Here is a 19,187-nt window from a genome sequence, read left to right on the forward strand (position 1 = left end):
CACGGTGAAGGCCTGAACCTGAAGGTCAGTGAGGAGCCTGTGAAGCTCAACGTTTCATTCCCGACCGGGCTAAGAAACATTGGCGCAAAAGCAGAAGCCAGCATTGGAGTAAGTCGGAGCTAATCGGCCAGCTTGCTTTAAGCATCTTTAGGAAACGCCCTGTGCGGAGCCGCATGCAGGGTGTTGTGGGGGCTGGACTAGATACCTCCGGCTACCCGATTAGCTTTTCTTGTGCTCATTAAGTCTTTCCAATAGCTCTTTTCTCGTTGTAGAAACAACATCATCCTCATTAATAACAAAATCCATATTGCAGCTTGTAACACCTGTACCGTAAGACCACGGTGTATCGAAATCCTCATCTTCCTCAGGTCGCAGAAATTTGCAGGTTCCTGCTGTTGCCCCATTGGCAATTTTCAATGCTGAAACGATATTGTTGATCGACATTGATACCAATTGAATAAGTAAGGCGACTTTTTCAACCTTCCAATTTATTGAGGTTCTTTTGGATCTAATGCTTCTATTGTGCTTTGATGTCCCTACAGGTTCTATTTTAAAGAATGAAGACCCATGCTCGGACGAGCCAATCATTTTCATTTCTTCGGCGGGCGGAGCCACCCCGTATTCATGCTCCAACCCTACTGCGAAAGAAAAACCACCAGAACGAACCCTAAAGCCATGTTTGATACTGTTATATTCGTCAACATGATTCGCATCAATTAACTCATGAGCTAATCTTTGCCATAGTGAGGCAAATAATCTTGTTGTTTGTGCGTTTCTATCACTATCTGGCTTGTAGCATTGGAATACTAATTTTGAAATAGACTCCCATGACACTTGTTCTACATTCAGCTTTGTAAACAGCGTATTGTGATAGCTACCAATATTTTTCACTAGATGCCGTAAGTCGCTGTTTGAGCATTTGGCTATCCATGCATATACACAGTCTGGCGCCTGAATGTATGCCCCTAACAATGAAAACATAGTTTCCATTGCATGATGCAGAGTGGCCCTGAGTGCAATAGCTGCTCTTTTTTCGTCCTCAGAGTCAAGATACACATTGAGTAAGTAATCAAAGTACTTTACGTCGATTCCATCAAGAAACTCACTGTTTCTTTCGGCTATATCTATTTCCCAAATACAGTATGGCTCTTCATTTACGACGAATATTGAATTCTGCAACATATTTTTCGTCCTGAAAGCTAACATTTTAATCATAGGCATGCTCATTTCGCCGGTTTCAATATACCGGCCTAAAAGCAAAGAAGTGTTTGATTAGAAAGGAAAATTCCATTTTCTGATCTGACTGCTTCCCAGCTAAACGCGCATGCGCATATATACCGCAACCGTGCGCCTGTTATTGCCGCGCCCGTTCCTATAATTCATTGATTTTACAGCTTATCCAATTTTTTCGTACCAGTAAACCGAGCATTAAGTCGGACAAAACGAGCATAGTTTTTACTAAAGCGCTAAATATACTGTATATACGAACAAAAAAATAAGCCTAATCTTCTGGGAATATACGCCATAAAAAAACCCCGCTATATGGCGGGGTAAAATGCAGAGTTCAGCAGGAGAGCTGAAACCTTGGTGCTAGGTTTGTGCGGTTACACCCGCTGTTTACGGATGATGGGTTTGTACTACGGGGATCTGTTGTCCTCGGTTTGCTTTTCCGGTTTGAGCTTGGGGTTTACTACCCTTTCCCTTTGAGGCGGTGGATAGATCGGTGAAGACCTTTTCTGCTTTTTCATACCGTACTTGGCGATACCCTTTAATATTATCCAGTTGTACCAGTGCTTTGCGCTGATCAAGGGTGATGTAGGGCACGACGTCCAACAGTTCACGGCGGATGCGCTGTGCGATGTCATGCTCTCGGGCATGAACCTTAGCTTGGGCTTTGCGTAACCAGCGTTGGTGGCGGAAGGTTTTTAGCATCCAGTTTTTCGGTGAAAACTCAAAGGCAAAGCGGCGATCAAACAGGTCAAACTCTGGGCGGTTTAGGTGTTTGATCTTAAAGTCGGTGCCTAGGTGCTGATAGGCGGCTTCGTCTCGGGCCTGTTTCACCGGCGATACCATCAGGTGCGCGGTGAAGACTTCGTCTTTAATCCAGTAGGTTTTACACAGGGCGCGCAGGGCGATGCGCTGTAGAGCCACATCGGTATAAAGCGTGGCAATTCTCCCCGCATCAGCAATAAAGGCATCCAAGGAGGCGTTGCGATCATAAACCACAAGATCGTGAATATAGTTCGCCAGATGATCCTGTTCGATCATAGGGAAGATGCTTTGCAGGCGTTCCAGCCCTTGATCAAACAGTGCGCTTAGGGTCTCTTTGTTCTCAAACGGTGAGGCGCTATCGACAACACTGCTACGGAAAGCATTAACCATCTGCCCTGCTTGATCATCCGCACTGTTAGGCAAAAATGCCTGCCGGAAGGCTTCAACACCCATCACGACCACACGGCGACCCAGCTCGAAGGCTTGCCAGTTGTTATCGAATTCCGCTTTGGGCACGCTGCGATGAAAGGCTTCCCGCATATTGCCTTCGGTAAAGGGCAGCCTACCTTTCTGATACGCGACGCCCAATAATACCGCTGAAGCATATACGCTTTTACCTAGCTGACGATGGGCAACCGCTTTCATCGGGCTAAAGAAGGCCCGTTCTTTTAGCTTATCGTCGATCACATCGCGCAGTTGCTCGGCATTCAGTACGTCATGCTCTTCGCCATAATCCAGCAGGATAGACAGCGGAATCTGGAATTCATCATCCAGCAGAGCTAGTCCGTGCGGTGCTAAAAAGTTAAGCGCGGCGCTACCATCTAAAAGATCTGGCGATAACACCAGATCAGCGGTGCCCAGTGGTGTAATGGCGCTGGCGGATTTTTCCCGATTAAAGATGCTTAGGTGGCCGGTAACACGACCATTACGCTGGGCGAGGCCTTTCTGATCCATAAATTTGAAATCAAGACCTTCAAGACCGTTCATCTCTTCTGCGGCTTCTGCCAAAACACGGGAGATAGTGGTGACACCGGAGCCGCCAACACCTGTCACCACAACCCGCCAGTCTTCGCCCTGTAGAATATCGTCAAAGGCCTTATGGCGTGTAGGCTCGGTTAATGCGCCTTTGGCGGCGTGTGACTGAGTCGCGTCTTCCGCCTGCTGATAGCGGGTTGGGTGGAAGTTAATCACATCCACCTGCTCGAAACTTGGGCAGGCCAGAATCTTAGAACAGTAACCATCAGAGACACAGATCTGAGGGTCGATAAACATTTTTGAGCCGTAGGCATCGTCGGTTTGAGAAAGCCCTGGACAGCCGGTCATTTCAACACACAGGCGGCAATCTTCGCAGGCGGAGGTGTTGATCTGGAAGAACGTCTGTACCGGCTTAACATCACCGGCACTAAAGGTTTTACGGTCTTCCCGTTTTTTACGGGCGGCAAAAGTTAGGCCGCACTCTTTATCAGAGACGATCACCTTGGTGCCCGATTTTTTTACCATCTGCTTTAGCACGGTGCGGTAAAAATAACGATCTGACGGGTTAACCTCAATCGCTTCATCAACGCCCATGCCCCGCACAAGGCTAAGCATATCTTGCTCTGGGCGCTTACGGCCTTCAACGGATTCGCCGGTACTGGGCGACATTTGATGGCCGGTCATGGCGGTAAAGTCGTTATCCAGCACGATATAGGTGATGTTATGCCCTAACTGCACAGAGTTAGAGATCGCACTTAAACCGGAGTGAAAGAAGGTTGAATCGCCCATAAGAACCACCGATGGGTTTTTAGAGAACAGATCCATTCCGGCACCGAAAGCACCGCCCTGCCCCATGGCAGAAATGTCGTGCATCTCTTTGAAGGGCTCAAGGAAAGAGAGCGAGTAGCAACCTACATCACCGTGGGAGATCAGATTGATGCCGTCTTCTTCTTTAAATACCTTACGCAGCTCTTTTAACAAGCTTAAGGTTTCACGGTGCGGACAACCGGGGCAGAAGGTCGGTAGGCGAGAAGGCAGCGCTTGATCCAGTTTAATCAGCTCTGGCTGCTTCTGTTGGCATGGGCGCAGTCCCAACAAGCCCATCAGTTCATCCAGCTTGCTGCGCATAATCTCGTAGGAGATACCGCCATCCGCCGGGAAGCCTTCAATCACTTTTTCGCTGCCGAGCTCGCCACCGACAACGCGGTCAGCAAACTCTTTGCCATACAGGTGTACTTTAACGCCATGCTCTTGGCAGAGTTGAATTAGCTCGTTTTCTAGGAAGCCGCGCTTCTCCTCAACCACCACTAACGTGTCCAGCTTCTGTAGCCAAGGCACCAGCAGGTCATCAACCAGTGGGTAGGAACAGGCTAACTTATAGAGTGAGAAATCAGCGAGGTAATGCTCCTCCTGCATAATCTGGCGCAGGGTTTCAAAGACAACACCAGAGGAGATAAAGCCGATCTTGCTCTCTGGGTTGCCAAACTGGCGATCCAGCGCCAGGTCTTTCAGCACTTTCTTCGCTTTCGGGAAACGCTCACGAATCAGGCGTTGGTCTGCCCCTAAAGAGTTCGGTGGCACCATAACACTGGCCGCTAGATCAAAGGTGCTGGGATCAAAATCGGTTAAGGCCGTCGGTACTTCAGATTCTTCCCCTAACTGCACGCGACCGCCACCTTCGGCAATAAAAGTTGTAACCAGTAAACCGGCATATAAAGAGGAACGCTGGGAAAGCGTTAGCCCGTGGCCGACCCAGTCTTTTAGCTCTTGAGGGGTGGATGGCTCCAGAAACGGCATATGTAGATGTTTAAACAGGAAGCGTGAATCAGCAGCGGTGGCGGTAGACATCGACCACGGGTCATCCCCCACAACCACGACGACGCCAGAGTGGATCGACTCGCCGGTTTCAGGATCAATATAGGGTTGACCGGGGTTAGAAAAGTTACCCACAGAAAGCGCATCAGAAGCCACATGCAAGCCCATAGACTTCATACCGACCATGACATTACGGCCCGCCTGCTTGGCACCACCGGCCATCGCCGCCGCATTGGCTTCTGTATTGCCGATGGCAACCCGAATACCTTTATCATGCAGCTCATTCTTGCGGGCGTTTAGAATATTAAAATAATCCGCCAATGGCGAACCAGGGTAGCCGGTATAGAGAGAGAAACCCGCTTCTAAACCGCCCTGAACAATCAGTTCGTTACCGTTCAGAATTTTATAAGTCATGGCCTTGCCTTTATTGTTTTAATTGTTCCGGTTGCCAGTCGCACTGGCCGAAACTCGGTTTAATAACCTCAGGGATTAACAACAGTTTGGGCAATAATGGCGGCGGATTGCAGGGCTAGTTGTTACTCATTTAAGCAGTACAGTTATAAAAAAAAGCAACTGTACCGCTTTATTTGACATAAACTGTATTGGTTGAAAGTGTTACAAATCCGTTAGCATGGCTGCTATGTTCTGTAATGCTTTTATAGACATATTCAAACAAAGCCCATTATAAAAATAATTAACCAGCAGATAGCTATGACACGATTAACGCCTAGCGGCCAAACGCTCTATCAACAAATCGCCGATGAACTGGCACGACAAATTGCAGAAGGTATCTTCAAACCGGGAGATAAACTGCCCTCGATTCGTAAGCAGAGCCAACAGCGCTCGGTGAGTATCGCGACGATTCAAAGCGCCTATGAGCAGCTCGAACTTCAGTACCTGATTGAATCACGGCCTCAATCAGGATTTTATGTGCGGGAGCCGATCAATATACCCTCCTTCGGCGCGTCGTTATCGCCTTATACCGGTATCTCTTTAGCTCATAACAGCACGTTAGCCCATAACAGCACGGGCTTTTCTGACTTAAGACGTGATCTCCCTGTACCCAGTTCAAATGATGATCTAAGTCTGCCCACGGCTGTCAGTATTAAGCAGTCGGCCAGTGAGGTGCTGCGACGCTGCCAGCAGCCCGACCTGATCAATCTAGGAACGGCGATTCCCAGCCCAGAATTTCTGCCGGTTAAACAGCTACAGCGCATTATGGGTAGCCTTGTGCGTAAACGGATGGATGAGGTGGTGATGTCGGTATTTCCACCGGGATTATCTGAACTGCGCAATCAAGTGGCAAAGCGGATGGCGGAGTCAGGCTGCCATGTTGCCCCTAGCGAAATTGTGATCACTAACGGCTGCCAAGAGGCACTAACCTTATGCCTACGGGCGGTGGCAGAGCCAGGGGATGTAATCGCCATTGAAAGCCCTGCCTTTGTGGGTTTACTGCAAACCATCGAATCCCTTGGTATGAAGGCGCTGGAGATTCCCACCCACCCCCAGAAGGGTATCAGCCTTGAGGCGTTGCAACTGGCGTTAGAACAGTGGCCGGTAAAAGCCGTGGCTTTAGTGCCCACCCATAATAACCCGCTGGGTTTCACTATGCCGGATGCCCATCGACGCGAACTGTTAAGCCTGCTTAAACCGTTGGACATTCCCGTTATCGAGGATGATTTATTCGGTGATCTGGACTACTCCGGCAACCGAACACCGGCGATTAAAGCCTATGATGAAGAGGGTCAGGTACTGTACTGCTCATCCATCTCTAAATCGATCGCCTCCGGCCTGCGGGTAGGCTGGGTTTCCGGTGGTCGCTATCAACAAAAGATCGAGTTTTTAAAATCCTTTAGTAGCGTGGGTACATCAACCCTAAGTCAAATGGCCGTCGCAGAGTTTATGGCCAATGGCGGCTATGATCGCCACCTTCGCCGAATTCAAGTGGCCTACGCCCGACAGGTACAATTGATGGGGAGCGCTATCGGTCAGTATTTCCCCGAGGGAACAACCTTAACGCGGCCAATGGGAGGCTATATTCTTTGGGTGGGTTTACCCGGTGATATCGACACTTTTCATCTCCATCATCAAGCGTTGGAACAAGGGATTGGTATTATGCCGGGGAAGCTATTTTCCACTCGGGATCACTATCAGAATTTTCTGCGGGTGAACTGCGCGGTGCCTTGGGACCTAAATGTAGAGGCCGCTATTCGTACCCTAGGCGACCTTATTCGTGGGTTATTAATCACAGAATAAAGCCCGCAAATGCAGGCTTCTTTCTTATTTTTTATTAACTATTCGTTTTCGCGGCTTGTTATCGGTTGCTCATGATAAGCGGCTTCTTTTTCTTGCAGATACTCAAGGTAGCTTAGCGCCTGATCTAAACCCGATTCATTCTCTTCCCAGTTGATGTTGCCATCGCCATTAATATCATCGCCCAGTAGGATTTTACTTGTCAGGTCAGACATCTCTTCTGCCTGCAATGTAAAATCCGTGCCACGGGGAGCCTCGATAATTTGGCTGGCAAGAGCATCTAAGGTCTCAATTCGAGCCAGTACGCTATCGGCGCTCATCATAATCTGCTCACCATGAAACGCCACCGCATCGGAGGTATCCTCTGATGCTATCGCCAGCTTAATATGCTGCCTCACTTCTTTAACCGCCTTAATAAGGCCATAACCTTTACCTGGGCCTTTTCCCTTTGGCTCTAGGGCATGTTTAACGTGAACCGCATGCATTTTTACCCAATCAGAATCACTGCTTCGTTGAACAGCTAAATCTGCATGGGTGCTCGCCACTGTCGCCTCTGACCGAGCAATCGTTAATAACCCAACCTGACGGGGTGTTTCCATCCATGATTGAGCCACATGATTCACATGAGCCATCGCCATTGGCCCAGCACCAGCCTCTTGATCGTAACCAGCTTCAATATCTTGAATATTATCACTGGCACAACCGGCCAGTAATACAGAAAACAGAGCAAAGGGCAGTACACGTTTGGCCTGAAACAACATGAGAATCTCCTTTCTTATTTCCCTGCTCGAATTAAACAGGGGTTTTAGTATTTGTCCAAAAAAACATAACGATGCATTAAGACTTTAATAACAAGCTGATATAGGTTTCCCGCTCAACGCTAGCCTTAGGGTCGGGCTTACTGCACTGGTTTAGACGGGTTGCAAATCCTGACTCAGCAAACAAACGTCGCCATGCGTTTAGGCGCTGTTGGTTTAGATCGTTAATCGCCTGACGAGCTTTGTCTGCATCCGGTATTTCCTGCTGAAGCAGTACATTTTCTTCCGCTGCAGGGTACAGGCAATAGCTCATTCTTAGGTGGCTCTTGTCCTTTAAAATCAGCTCAATTTTAGAGGCATAATCTTTTTGTTGTTCGGTTAAGTCCGCTTGCAGGGGCGCAAATGAGATCCGCTCCAGTGGAATCGTACCGCTTTGGGCCAGCTTTTTACCCAGATCACCGATACTCATCAAGGTGCCGTAGGGTTGAAGCATATATTTAAGATAGCTAACCGCACCTTTTTGACTGGCCGTTACGAGCAGCTCTTTAATAATCGCTTTTGTACCAACGGTTAGCTCTTCACCTTCTTTATCCAATTTAATTGAAAGCTCTACCTTTCCGTTAGAATCTTTTAAGACCGAGAACGCCATCGAAAGCGGGATATTCTGCTTAGACTGCTTGCCTTCTAGGCGTAATTCAGGATTAAAAAGGGTTAGCCCTATATCGCCTTTTAGGCGCTTAGGTTTTATCTCAAACTCAATATTATTGTTCATTGAGCCTTCCTCAAAAACCACCTCAGCATAATGCTGGCTGTACGGTGTAAGGTCAGGTAAAGCCAAACCTTTTTGATGGCCTTTAAGGTCTAGCTTAAGCGGTTCTAGCTGAAAACCACCGGCAAATTGCCAATGGCTTTGACCATTAAGCCAAAACTCCGTTTGCCATGGTTGACGCTGGGTCATCGGCCAGCGCAGCTGCTCAATATTAAACTCGTTTAGCTCAATACGGGTTAATGGTGGCTCCGGTAGATTCATATCTCGGAAGGCAATTTGGTGTTGCTTAACCGTTAAACGTTGCCCCGTTGCGATAAAGGTAGTGTTGGCAATAGTTGATGAATCATTCTCCGCTATTGTCGGCTGTGGTGACGGTGCATCAGCGGCAGACGAGTCAACCTCTGTTGCTTGTTTTTCGCCAGGTGTTTTTGCCGCCAATTGATAGCTTAGCTTACCACCAGAAACAAGGCTGTCTCCGGTAATTAGCTGCTGTTGATCACCCTGTTTAACAAAGGATAAGCCGCTAACAGCCGCCTGTTCGAGTTGATAGTTTAAATCAGGAAGTACCAAGCCAAGATCTTCCAGCTTAAAGCCATTAACCCGCAGTACAGCATTGTCCCCCAAAGTGCCGTCCTCCACAGCGCTTTCTTGTGCTTTGTTATTATCCTGAACAGATACTAACGTCATATCCTGGTAGCCTAAATGATCTAACGAGAGCGTTATATTAGGCTTCTTCGGATTAAGTGCGAGATTAAGCTTAATACCCGATAGCGCCAGCTTTTCAGACCCCAGAGCCTGCCCTTTACCTTCCGCTAAAATTGAAGCAAAAAACTGCTCAAGCGTTAAGGCTTCAAAGGCGGCCACTAGATTTGGCTCAGCGGCATTGGCAAGATTAAACGCGGTAATATGTAACGCTTGTACGCTAAGATCAAAGGCTGGGGTGTTCTCTTGGTTATTCTTTTCCAGCGACAATTCGTTAACACGAATCTCTTCCACCTCTAGCCCATAGGGCGCTTGCTGCCAACTTAATGCCGATAACTGCACATTCCCTGTTACTTTAGCCCTTGGGTTAAACGGAGCATTTTTACGGGTTGAAACAGGTATCTGCACCTGTAACCTCAACTCACTAGCTAACCGAACGGACAGAGGCTCTGGCAGTTGACTCAACCATGCCTGATTAAAGGTCATATTTTTCAGGTTAATATGCAGATCAAACTTAGGGGTTTTTGCCAAGGGCTTAGCCGTGCCATCAATTGAAAGCGTGCCGCCAGCGGTTGCTAAATCCAGCTTTAATGAGGTGTTTTGTTCGGTGCTGTACGTTGCCAACGGGCCAACAAGCAAGCGCTCTACTCTAATACTCGGCAACCCTTTTTGGTTGCTATTAAGGCGGATATTTTTTAACTGAAGAGAGTTCAAGCTAATGGCCGGTAGCGCTGGCGCGTTATCCTCGCTTTTAACACCGCTTGACAGAGATTCACTTGGCGTTGGCGTTTGACTGATATCGGCTTGATCACCCTCCACTAGCTTCTGCCATTCCGTTAGACTTAACCCTGCCACAGACCATTCTGGCGCAGTTGTTGACTGGCCTTTTTGACCGCTTTGCTGATAGCCAATAGCACCGTCTTCTAGCTGAATAAAAAGTTCTAGGGGCTGTCCAAAAAGAAAGCCCCATCCGGTGCGCACTTGCAATTTTTCTAAGCTTAATGCCTGTGGCCCTTCGCCAAGGTTTAAACCTTCAATTTTAAGTGTCAGTGGGTTCCAAGCCAGCTCTAGGTGCTCAACTTTTGCTTTGTAAGGCTCGGCATAGTGATTAACAACAGGCGTAATCCACCCTGTACTTAAAAACGAGACGACAAGCGCCACGGCACAGAGAGCAAGAGCCAACACAACAATAATAAATGCACGTAACCTGACAGTGATTGATTTCATTTGCAAATAGGACTCATAGGAAATACTGATTAAAAAACTAACGTTTTATCGTCCATTTTAGGACTGATTAATCTTGAGCAATGCTTGAGTAACACCTTGTATATATTCCACCTGTTCGGTCAGAGCCATTACATAAGGTTCAAAATCAAGCCCGGTTTTTGACGTATTCATATCGGTATTCTTCCCATAATGACCAGATTCTGGTTTCCGTTATGCTCAGCCAATTGCTGATACCTACACACCTACGCTCGATTGGACGAGGGTATAAAGCATTTTTGGCTAAAAAGGCCTGAAATATTCACACTTCAGTGAACAGCGTCTATTATGGCCTCTAACGTTTTAGGGGCAAGCGTCACTTCGCTTAAATAATGCGGCTCCACCCACTCATATGAAAACAGGATTGTCGGAATGAACAAACTAACCGCAGGGATTTTACTTGGTGTAGGTATTGCGGGCGTGGCTGCAGCTTATATGCCAGTTAAAGTGGGCGATACTGTTCAGCAGCAGGTTGAGCTGGCCGTGGCATCAGTCAATATGAAACAAAAAAGCGCAGGTATCGAGATTAACGTGCTCGATTACCAGAAAAATGCCTATAGCAGCTCTTTAATCACTCGCTTTACATTTACCGACAACGCCCTAGAAAAGGCCGATGGTACTGCACCTTACTTTGATATTAAACATGATATTGCACATGGTTTTAGCAGTGCCAAGTTTACATCAGAAGTTGTCGTGACCGAAGAGATGAAAGAGAGCCTAAAAGAGCTTGATGGTAAAGTACCACTGCATTTTGACGGTCTCATCTCTGCCAGTAAATCCGTGGTTAATACCTACATTGAAGGCTTCACCTTAACACCTGACAGCGGCACCATTAAAGTTTATCCGGGTATTATTCGCCTGAACTATGATGTTGAAAAATCAGCCTATGATATTAATGGCATCTGGAATGGCGCAGAATTGGATGCTAGCGGTAACCAATTCACCGTAGGGGAGGCCAGTATTAAGGGCACCGGCCATCAACTAAGCGATTATATCTGGTCTTATAGCAACGATATCAATATCAGCGCCCTTGATTTAAACAGCGACAAAATAGTGCTTAGCTCTTCATCGCTAAATCTGAAAGATAAGTTCGACATTCAGGTCAATGCCGACACCCCAGACACTATTCACTATTCTGGCACTTGGTCTTTAAATAAGCTGCATATCGAGCAATATGGCCGAACATTATATGATTTCCAACCCAGCGGTTTTTCTTACACCCTGACAGGCCCGACCGTTGAGCAAACCGAAGCCCTGATGCAAGTGGCTGAGAAGATGACACCGGAACAGATGTCACAGGAGGATGCTAAAAGAATCCTGCCGGTATTAGCGGATGTTGTTAACGCTGCCGAATTTAGCCTGCATGATGTTAACGTGGTTACCGAAGAAGGCCGTATCAATGGTGATCTTAAGGTAAATTTAGAAACCAGTCAGCAAGAGCTGATCAAAGCCATGAGCTTTCCACCTATTCTGGCAAACTATGTCCAACTAGAGAGTAACGCTAGCATCAGTAAATCACTCTTTGACTCCATGCCTGTATTTAATATGATGGCAAACCAACTCAACAAAATGGGTGCATACAAAGAAGATGATGAAGATATGCTGATTCATACCCGTATGACGCAGGGACAGCTCATCATCAATGACGTTCCTGTGCAATAGACCTTGCTTTAATCGTTTACAGACCGCTTAAACCTTATTCTAAGCGGTCTGTTTGCTTCAGGTGGAATATTCCGTTCCGCCATTTTCTGTATTAGAATGCTTCGCCTCATTTATCGGACTGTAGCGAGTGTCTTATGCGAACGCCTAATATCGACGACCTAAAAACGCCAGAGCTAGAAACCAATCAAACAAAGAATGGTTTTCTGTGTCTCGTTTCCCGTATGGTTATCGAAGAGCGCCTCCCCATTCGCTTTATGTACAAAACGGTGCCTGATCATTTAAATGATACAGGGTGGCGCATGTACAGTGGCTACGAATCCGAAGAATATCTGGCCGATGAACTTAACAATATGGTGCCCGCCCCTGTAGAAGCCATGTGTACGGCTGATCCTACGTTAACAGACCTTCTCGATTACAATGCAGGTACGGTTTGGGAGCGCGTTCCAGGTGCAGATGAAGACGGCTGGGAGCGGGTCTATGACTACGTAATTCCATCACCAAATATTGACGTTGAGATCACCAATGATCCTGACGCATTCAACAATCTATAGGACCCGCGGCCATGAGCTCTGCTAATATCTCCTCCGTTGATAACACGCTTGCGGATCAAGTGCTGGCGGTCAACAACGATCTACCTATTCGCACAAACCAGCCCGTACACAGCGGCAAAGTCCGCTCGGTTTACTGGCTAACAGAAGAAGACAGTCGCCGTCTGATTCAAGAAAAAGGCTATAACGTTAAAGCCGATACGCCCCTGGCCATTATGGTGATCAGTGATCGTATTTCAGCATTTGATTGTATCTGGCATGGCGAAGGTGGTATGAAAGGCGTTCCCGGAAAAGGTGCGGCCTTGAACGCTATCTCCAATCACTGGTTTAAACTCTTCCGTGAAAACAGCTTGGCAGATAGCCATATATTGGATATCCCCCATCCTTTTGTCTGGATTGTGCAAAAAGCTAAACCGGTAATGATCGAGGCGATCTGTCGCCAATATATCACCGGCTCCATGTGGCGCGCTTACAGCAAGGGTGAACGTCACTTCTGCGGTATTGAGCTGCCAGAAGGTCTAGAAAAAGACCAAAAGCTCCCTGAACTACTGATTACTCCTTCAACCAAGGGCATTCTGAAAGGTATTCCAGAGGTACCAGAAGCGGATGACGTTAATATCACCCGTGAGAATATCCTTGATAACTTTGCCGCTTTTAATTTCCGTAACCGTGATGATATCGCCCAATACGAGACACTATTGAAAGAAGGCTTTGACGTAATCAGCACGGCCCTAGAAAAACTGGATCAAGTATTTGTCGATACCAAGTTTGAGTTTGGTTACGTTAGCGATGCCGCTGGCAATGAAAAGCTGATCTATATGGATGAAGTGGGTACACCGGATTCGTCTCGTATCTGGGATGGCCCAGCGTATCGTAACGGCCAAGTAATTGAGAAATCAAAAGAAGGCTTCCGTCAGGTATTACTGAATCACTTCCCTGATCCCGATATTTTACTGAATAAAGAACGTATGCCAGAGCGTGATGCTTTGGCCCGTGATAATGCGCTGCCGGTTGACGTTTTAATGGACGTTTCTCGTACTTATATCGATATCGCCGAGAAAGTTACCGGAGAGAAACTGGTACTGTCAGACAATCCAAAGGCAGAGATTATTGAGATTCTACGAGACCAATACGGCCTGATTGACACAATCTAACTAAAAATAATACGGTTAAAAAGAGGCTTTCCTTTCCCAGAAAGCCTCTTTTTTCTCACCGTAGCGATCAAGGCTAAACCTTTAGATCGATCTGCTGCACCGAGCCGATACCACCTGATTCATTTAAAAATACACCTGACTCCCGTACATAGCCCTGTGTTTCATTATCCAGCGCTGTCTTGAGGGCGAAAGGCGTATTCTGAGATTTCAAGTAAATAGCACCAACATCTTTATCCAATAGAGCATATAGCTCACTTTGCCCATCGGCCCGTGGCACCCAGATTTTTAGCTGGCTAAAGATTTCATCATTTTCATCGATAAAGCCATTGCCATCGTCATCATACTGCGCCAACTCCTCAAAGCCATCACCGGTTTTGGCACCGAACAACTCATTACCAGAATTAATAAGACCATCCTGATTCAAGTCTAAGGCCAAATAACCGGAACCGGCTAACAGCTCAGGTAAGCGTTCATCTGTTCCGTCTGCGTCAAGGTCAAACTGGAAATGCAGCTTGTCGCTTAAACCGACGACCGAACGATCAAAGTTAATCACCAAAGGATCTTTTAGATTACCTTCGGTAATACTGACAAAGTCTTCGGATCTAAACTCTCGACTCATACCAATATCCAACGACAGATCAAGCGTCCGACCATCCTCCGTTGTCACCCGACCTTGGGCGGACATTCGAGTATGCTCCTCTTCATGGTAAACAGTCTTAGCCGTATAGGTGATTTGCTGACCGTTTCTAGGGCTATTAGCATTTTGAGCTCGATCAAAAGGGGATTTTGTCGCCTCCATCTGTTCGCCAAGCGCCCGTAACTTCTCGGCATCTTTGATATTGGTCGCACTTTGTTCATCATCGGTCATCGAGAAAATTAACCCAAACATCTGCTCCATAAGACGTATAAAAGTCAGCATCCGCAACTCTTCAATCGTCTCTGGCTCTAAGCTGTCATCATCGTCAATGGCCTCTGTTTTTAGAGACGAACTAGGATCAAAACGTGGCGTACCAGTAAGCCCGTCCTGACCATTAGCGAGACTGGCTTGGCGATTAACAAGATTATTAGCCCCATTATTATTGCCTAACAGCTTGCTATGCTTGTTATAAATTTCAAGGCCATCGTCCTCTGGGCCCGTATTGGAATAACCTACCGCACCATAATAACTTGAGGATGTTTGAGTGGCCTCATCCCTGCTCTTATAGTCGACCGTTTTATCGACACCGTTAGTACGCGTCGTAACGTTCAGGCTTTCTTCCCGTGAGATATGTTGAAACGTCTCATGGGTAGAACTTAAATTAAACCGTCCTTGTTCTATTCTCATATCACACCTCAAATCTGGCCATATCGCCAAAGGTCAATAAATACAGATGCACCATTACGTCAGAATACTATCGGCAGGGTATGATGTTTTATAAATGAATTTTCCTCATCTAAAGCCAAACCAGCAGTAAAACCAGACAAAAGAAGAGATAATCCTTACACCGCAGACTTGTGAATAGACCGATTTTAACCCATTAAATATTGCTTTAAACTCTCTGCAACCCTATTCAATGCGTTATCACATTAAACGAAAGGACTTTGTATGTTTAAGAAAATTCTCGCCAGCGTCGGTATTGGTGGTGCCAAAGTTGATACTCTTCTCAACACTGAAATGCTTTGCCCAGGGGATATCTTTGAAGCCACTATCGTGATTAAGGGCGGTGGTACGGAACAAGATATCTCTGGCTTAGATTTAGCCTTAATGACCCGTGTTAAAGTGGAACGGGACGACACAGAGATGGTTGTCAATAAAACCCTGTGCCAATGGCATATTTCTGATCAATTTACGTTACAGGCTGATGAGGTTCGAGAAATTCCTTTTAAAGGTCGGCTTCCGCTAGAAACACCTATTAGTGCGAATGGTGCCCGTAACAACCAAACCAAAGTATGGATTGCTACGGGCTTAAATATTGATATGGCCTTGGATGCAAGTGATAAAGACCCGGTGAATGTGATCGCAACCTCCACCCAAAACAAGGTTCTACAGGGAATGGACGATTGTGGTTACAGCTTGGTAAAAGCCGACGTAGAAGATGGCATGGTAAGAGCCCAAAACTTTCAGTCCAGCCTAGGTTGCTATCAAGAACTTGAATACCGCCCTAACCGTTTCGCGCTATTTGGCTTAAATGAAGTTGAAGTCACCTTTGTACCAACAGAGCATCAAACTCATATTCTATTTGAGCTTGATCGTAATTTTGGTGGCGACAGCTATCGTAGCCTAAGCCTTAATAACGATGTCTCTCAAGACGACGTGACAAGCCAAATCAAAAATATTCTCGGCTAAACCTCTTCAACAGAACTAGAAAAGCGCGCCTATTTTTAACCAAAAGGTTAGCAAGGCGCGCCTTTCTACAGCCCAGTCGCCAGACTGAGCATAAAGCCAAGCATTCAAACCAACGGCTGCAAACCGTATTAAACACTACAGAAAACACCCTAGAACAAAACCTAACGCTACATAATCTTACGAATTCTTACATAAAGCCTATTTTTTCTTTTTTATGCTATGAAGAGCTAATACACTGTTGTTAAAATATCAACTCGTACCGTCAATATTCCATACAGTAAGACAAAAAAATTTTAATTAGTGCGACATTTTATTAGTGCGACAAAGACCGTCATCATTTTTTGGCCGAGTTTATTTAAATAAACAGATGCTGCCTCAGCCGATTAAACATAAGCGCTCTGTATTTTCAGGATTTATATGCGTCAAAATATTCTCGTACAACAGTTAATGCCCGGCATGAAAATCGTAGCTTTGGATATTGGCTGGGAGCAAAGTCCTAAATGGACAGCCCCGTTTATACTGAACTCCAGCGAAGATCTTGCCTTGCTAATACAGCACTGCAAAATGGTATCCATTGATGATGGAAAAGCCGCTGAGAAACCCTTGAAAAAAACGCTACCTCTTCCTAAAAAAGCATCAACAAGTCAACCAGTAAACAATTCATTAAAAGAAAATCCATTAAAAAACAGTGCTTCAGAACCCAGTCAATCCAAAGAAATCCCACTAAAAGACCGAGTCTCCAAACAGTTCGTCATTGATAGCTTTCATGGGTGTATGGATGTTCTAGTCAAGAATTTTGCAAGGGTTAGAGCCGGTGAAAACTTAGATGCGGCGAGCATTAAGTCCACAACCAATAAGCTACTGGTATCAATACTGGCACGGCCTAACACGCTGACGCTTTTGAGCCAGCTTGAAGAAAAAGATAATTCACTGGAGCGGAAGTCGCTAAATGTTGCGATTCTTAGCCTATGTTTTGCCCGCACCTTAGGCCTACCAAAAGACAAGCTACACAAACTGGGCATGAGCGCACTACTGCACGATATCGGTATGACCAAGATTCCTGACGAACTATTAAGCCAGAAAGAAACTTTAAGTATCGGTCAGCGCATCAGCATTCAAAAACATGTCAGTATTGGCTGCGAGATTATCAGTCAATCCTCAGCTCTGCGTCCTGTCATAGGCACGGTTACATACCACCATGAACGCTTTGATGGCACGGGTTATCCATCCGGTTTAAAAGGCCGAAAAATCCCCCTTGAGGCTCGTATTTTAAGCATCACGACCACCTACGAAGCATTGACCCGAGATCGTCATTTTTGCAAAGCCCACACACCAACCCAGGCACTACGCAAGCTTTATAGCTGGCGAAACGAGCACTTTGATGGCTCCTTGGTAGAGCGCTTTATTCGTTCTGTTGGAGTCTATCCTGTAGGTACTTTGGTTGAGCTTAACAAGCAACAGATCGGCATGGTGACCGATGTAGACCCTAAAATGCGATCACGGCCTACCGTTCACTGCATGTTTGATAGCGAAGGAAAGCCGTTAACTAAACAGCGAGATTTTGACCTTACTGCAGAAAAATTTAGCCGAGTCAAAATCACTCGAGCCATTGAGCCCAACGATATTGAAGGTTTTTCATTGCAGGATATTGCAAACAATCTTGGATTTGGCTGCGTGGCCTAATTGTTTAGCCCCTTAGGCTCCGCTAAAAAGGTTCCACAGCCGTTATAATGCCGGCTGTTCCACCAAATACTTACGCTATTAGGCCAAACTTTATCTGACATAGTGTCGGAGCAAGCTTCTCGCTTGACCATAACAGCCAAGCGGTTCGCATCGTCATTAACGTGATAGGTTATTTGCTCCGGTGTGACTGTTTTTTCTGGCTCCTCAAGCTGCAATCGCTTTTGCCCGTACTCAGTTATTAAGTTGATATTATGCCCCTCAACAACCTCTAACAACCAAGGAGGCTCATTGCCTATAGCTCGAAAATCCACGGGACGACGCTCAACAGGGTCTCTGGCCTCCCGCTCACTACGACGCTGACAATTACGGTAAAAAGCACCATCATAGGCCAACATGGCTTGCTCACCTTTCACCCAAAACAATATATCGCCTTCTTTATAGCGCGCACCAGAGGCTGACGTTACCTGAGAGAGCACCGTTACACCACTTGGCAGATAAAGGGCTATTTCACCAATACCTGTGCGAGTTCCAAAAGCGAAATCACCACATTGATAGACCCGGCTGACCGCTGCCGTTACAGACGCCATATGAGTCTGATGCGTTAAAGCCACGCGTTTTAAAAGCAAGTCGATATACCGTTTGGCCCCGAGAGGCTCCAGCAAAGTACCTTCTTCACTGGCAAACAGCAGCCGCTCATCTTCAGAAAAAATTTGGCCTTTCACCACGTAACGAAAGCCACCACGAATATCTTCAGTATTAAATTTTAGCTGGTACTCAAAGGGTACTTGGCCAGAAGGATGAAAAATTTGTTCTGCAACTTCTAAAGGAGGCTCAGATTGATTCCCTTGACGCTCTAACACGATGCGCACAAAGACGCCTGGCAGCAAAGCAATGCGCTCACGATAGGAAACCTGCCCTTCAATAATCCCCTGTGGAATCGGGTCGGCTGTATTAGGTAACGGTGACACCTGTTCTGCTGACAACGTGCCGTCTTTAGCCCCCGCATCAACCCCGGCATCAATAGAGTTCTTGTCCTGTGAGTTATTCGATAAAGAGCTACACGCGGAAAGAAGAAAAACAGTTCCTAGCAGGGTTATTTTCGCTAGAAATCCAAGCTTAACGCTATTCAAGCCGATCACGATACGACGGCCTACAAAAAAATTATTATCCTGCACCATTAGCACACCTTTCTTCTATCTACAGTCATACAAAACCATTAAACCTTAGATGAAATAACACACATCTCTAGCAAAAATGCTTTCTTTCAAATGTAAGTATCCAGCCCAT

The 19,187-nt window shown here is 46.4% G+C and carries 12 protein-coding genes; 6 read left to right on the plus strand and 6 right to left on the minus strand.

Annotation, left to right across the window (positions count from 1 at the left end; translation table 11 throughout):
* Window positions 1-219: 219 nt before the first annotated feature.
* Both G517_RS0107035 and G517_RS18135 read right to left on the minus strand, forming a co-directional pair.
* Entirely contained in the window at window positions 220-1,182 is a 963-nt protein-coding gene (locus tag G517_RS0107035; protein ID WP_028303824.1) for a hypothetical protein, read from the minus strand.
* A gap of 435 nt (window positions 1,183-1,617) precedes the next feature.
* Window positions 1,618-5,196 (minus strand): thiamine pyrophosphate-dependent enzyme, encoded by a 3,579-nt coding sequence (locus G517_RS18135; RefSeq protein ID WP_084632110.1) that lies wholly within the window; start codon window positions 5,194-5,196, stop codon window positions 1,618-1,620.
* 297 nt (window positions 5,197-5,493) lie between these two features.
* Between G517_RS18135 and G517_RS0107045 the strand changes: the two genes are divergently transcribed.
* Window positions 5,494-7,038: an aminotransferase-like domain-containing protein gene (locus G517_RS0107045; protein WP_028303825.1), complete on the plus strand. Its 1,545-nt coding sequence runs from the start codon at window positions 5,494-5,496 to the stop codon at window positions 7,036-7,038.
* Window positions 7,039-7,076: 38 nt separating this feature from the next.
* Here G517_RS0107045 and G517_RS0107050 read toward each other — a convergent pair whose 3' ends face one another.
* Both G517_RS0107050 and G517_RS0107055 read right to left on the minus strand, forming a co-directional pair.
* The gene (locus tag G517_RS0107050) at window positions 7,077-7,796 is read right to left on the minus strand and encodes a hypothetical protein (protein WP_028303826.1); all 720 of its coding nucleotides are present in this window, start codon (window positions 7,794-7,796) and stop codon (window positions 7,077-7,079) included.
* Between the two features lie 76 nt (window positions 7,797-7,872).
* The gene (locus tag G517_RS0107055) at window positions 7,873-10,491 is read right to left on the minus strand and encodes a DUF748 domain-containing protein (RefSeq protein WP_028303827.1); all 2,619 of its coding nucleotides are present in this window, start codon (window positions 10,489-10,491) and stop codon (window positions 7,873-7,875) included.
* 408 nt (window positions 10,492-10,899) lie between these two features.
* Here G517_RS0107055 and G517_RS0107065 point away from each other — a divergent pair, with 408 nt between their 5' ends.
* From G517_RS0107065 to G517_RS0107075, 3 genes are all read left to right on the plus strand, one after another.
* On the plus strand, window positions 10,900-12,189 hold the full coding sequence (locus G517_RS0107065; RefSeq protein ID WP_028303828.1) for a DUF945 family protein: 1,290 nt from the start codon (window positions 10,900-10,902) through the stop codon (window positions 12,187-12,189).
* 134 nt (window positions 12,190-12,323) lie between these two features.
* Window positions 12,324-12,740 (plus strand): DUF2185 domain-containing protein, encoded by a 417-nt coding sequence (locus G517_RS0107070; RefSeq protein WP_028303829.1) that lies wholly within the window; start codon window positions 12,324-12,326, stop codon window positions 12,738-12,740.
* An 11-nt stretch (window positions 12,741-12,751) separates the two neighbouring features.
* The gene (locus G517_RS0107075; protein WP_028303830.1) at window positions 12,752-13,891 is read left to right on the plus strand and encodes a phosphoribosylaminoimidazolesuccinocarboxamide synthase; all 1,140 of its coding nucleotides are present in this window, start codon (window positions 12,752-12,754) and stop codon (window positions 13,889-13,891) included.
* 73 nt (window positions 13,892-13,964) lie between these two features.
* Here the strand turns inward: G517_RS0107075 and G517_RS20035 are convergent, their stop codons facing one another.
* Window positions 13,965-15,215 carry a hypothetical protein gene (locus G517_RS20035; RefSeq protein ID WP_051206189.1) on the minus strand — a complete coding sequence of 417 codons (1,251 nt, stop codon included), beginning with the start codon at window positions 15,213-15,215 and terminating at the stop codon, window positions 13,965-13,967.
* 261 nt (window positions 15,216-15,476) lie between these two features.
* Between G517_RS20035 and G517_RS0107085 the strand changes: the two genes are divergently transcribed.
* Together G517_RS0107085 and G517_RS0107090 are read left to right on the plus strand one after the other, a co-directional pair.
* On the plus strand, window positions 15,477-16,217 hold the full coding sequence (locus tag G517_RS0107085; protein ID WP_028303831.1) for a sporulation protein: 741 nt from the start codon (window positions 15,477-15,479) through the stop codon (window positions 16,215-16,217).
* A 417-nt stretch (window positions 16,218-16,634) separates the two neighbouring features.
* Window positions 16,635-17,900, plus strand: coding sequence for a cyclic di-GMP phosphodiesterase (locus G517_RS0107090; RefSeq protein ID WP_028303832.1), 1,266 nt, complete (start codon window positions 16,635-16,637; stop codon window positions 17,898-17,900).
* Here G517_RS0107090 and G517_RS0107095 read toward each other — a convergent pair.
* Window positions 17,897-19,078 (minus strand): YbaY family lipoprotein, encoded by a 1,182-nt coding sequence (locus tag G517_RS0107095; RefSeq protein WP_028303833.1) that lies wholly within the window; start codon window positions 19,076-19,078, stop codon window positions 17,897-17,899. The two genes, G517_RS0107090 and G517_RS0107095, sit on opposite strands and share 4 nt — an antisense overlap.
* Between the last annotated feature and the right edge of the window lie 109 nt (window positions 19,079-19,187).

Source organism: Oceanospirillum maris DSM 6286, from assembly GCF_000422865.1.
Taxonomy (GTDB): Bacteria; Pseudomonadota; Gammaproteobacteria; order Pseudomonadales; family Halomonadaceae; genus Oceanospirillum; species Oceanospirillum maris.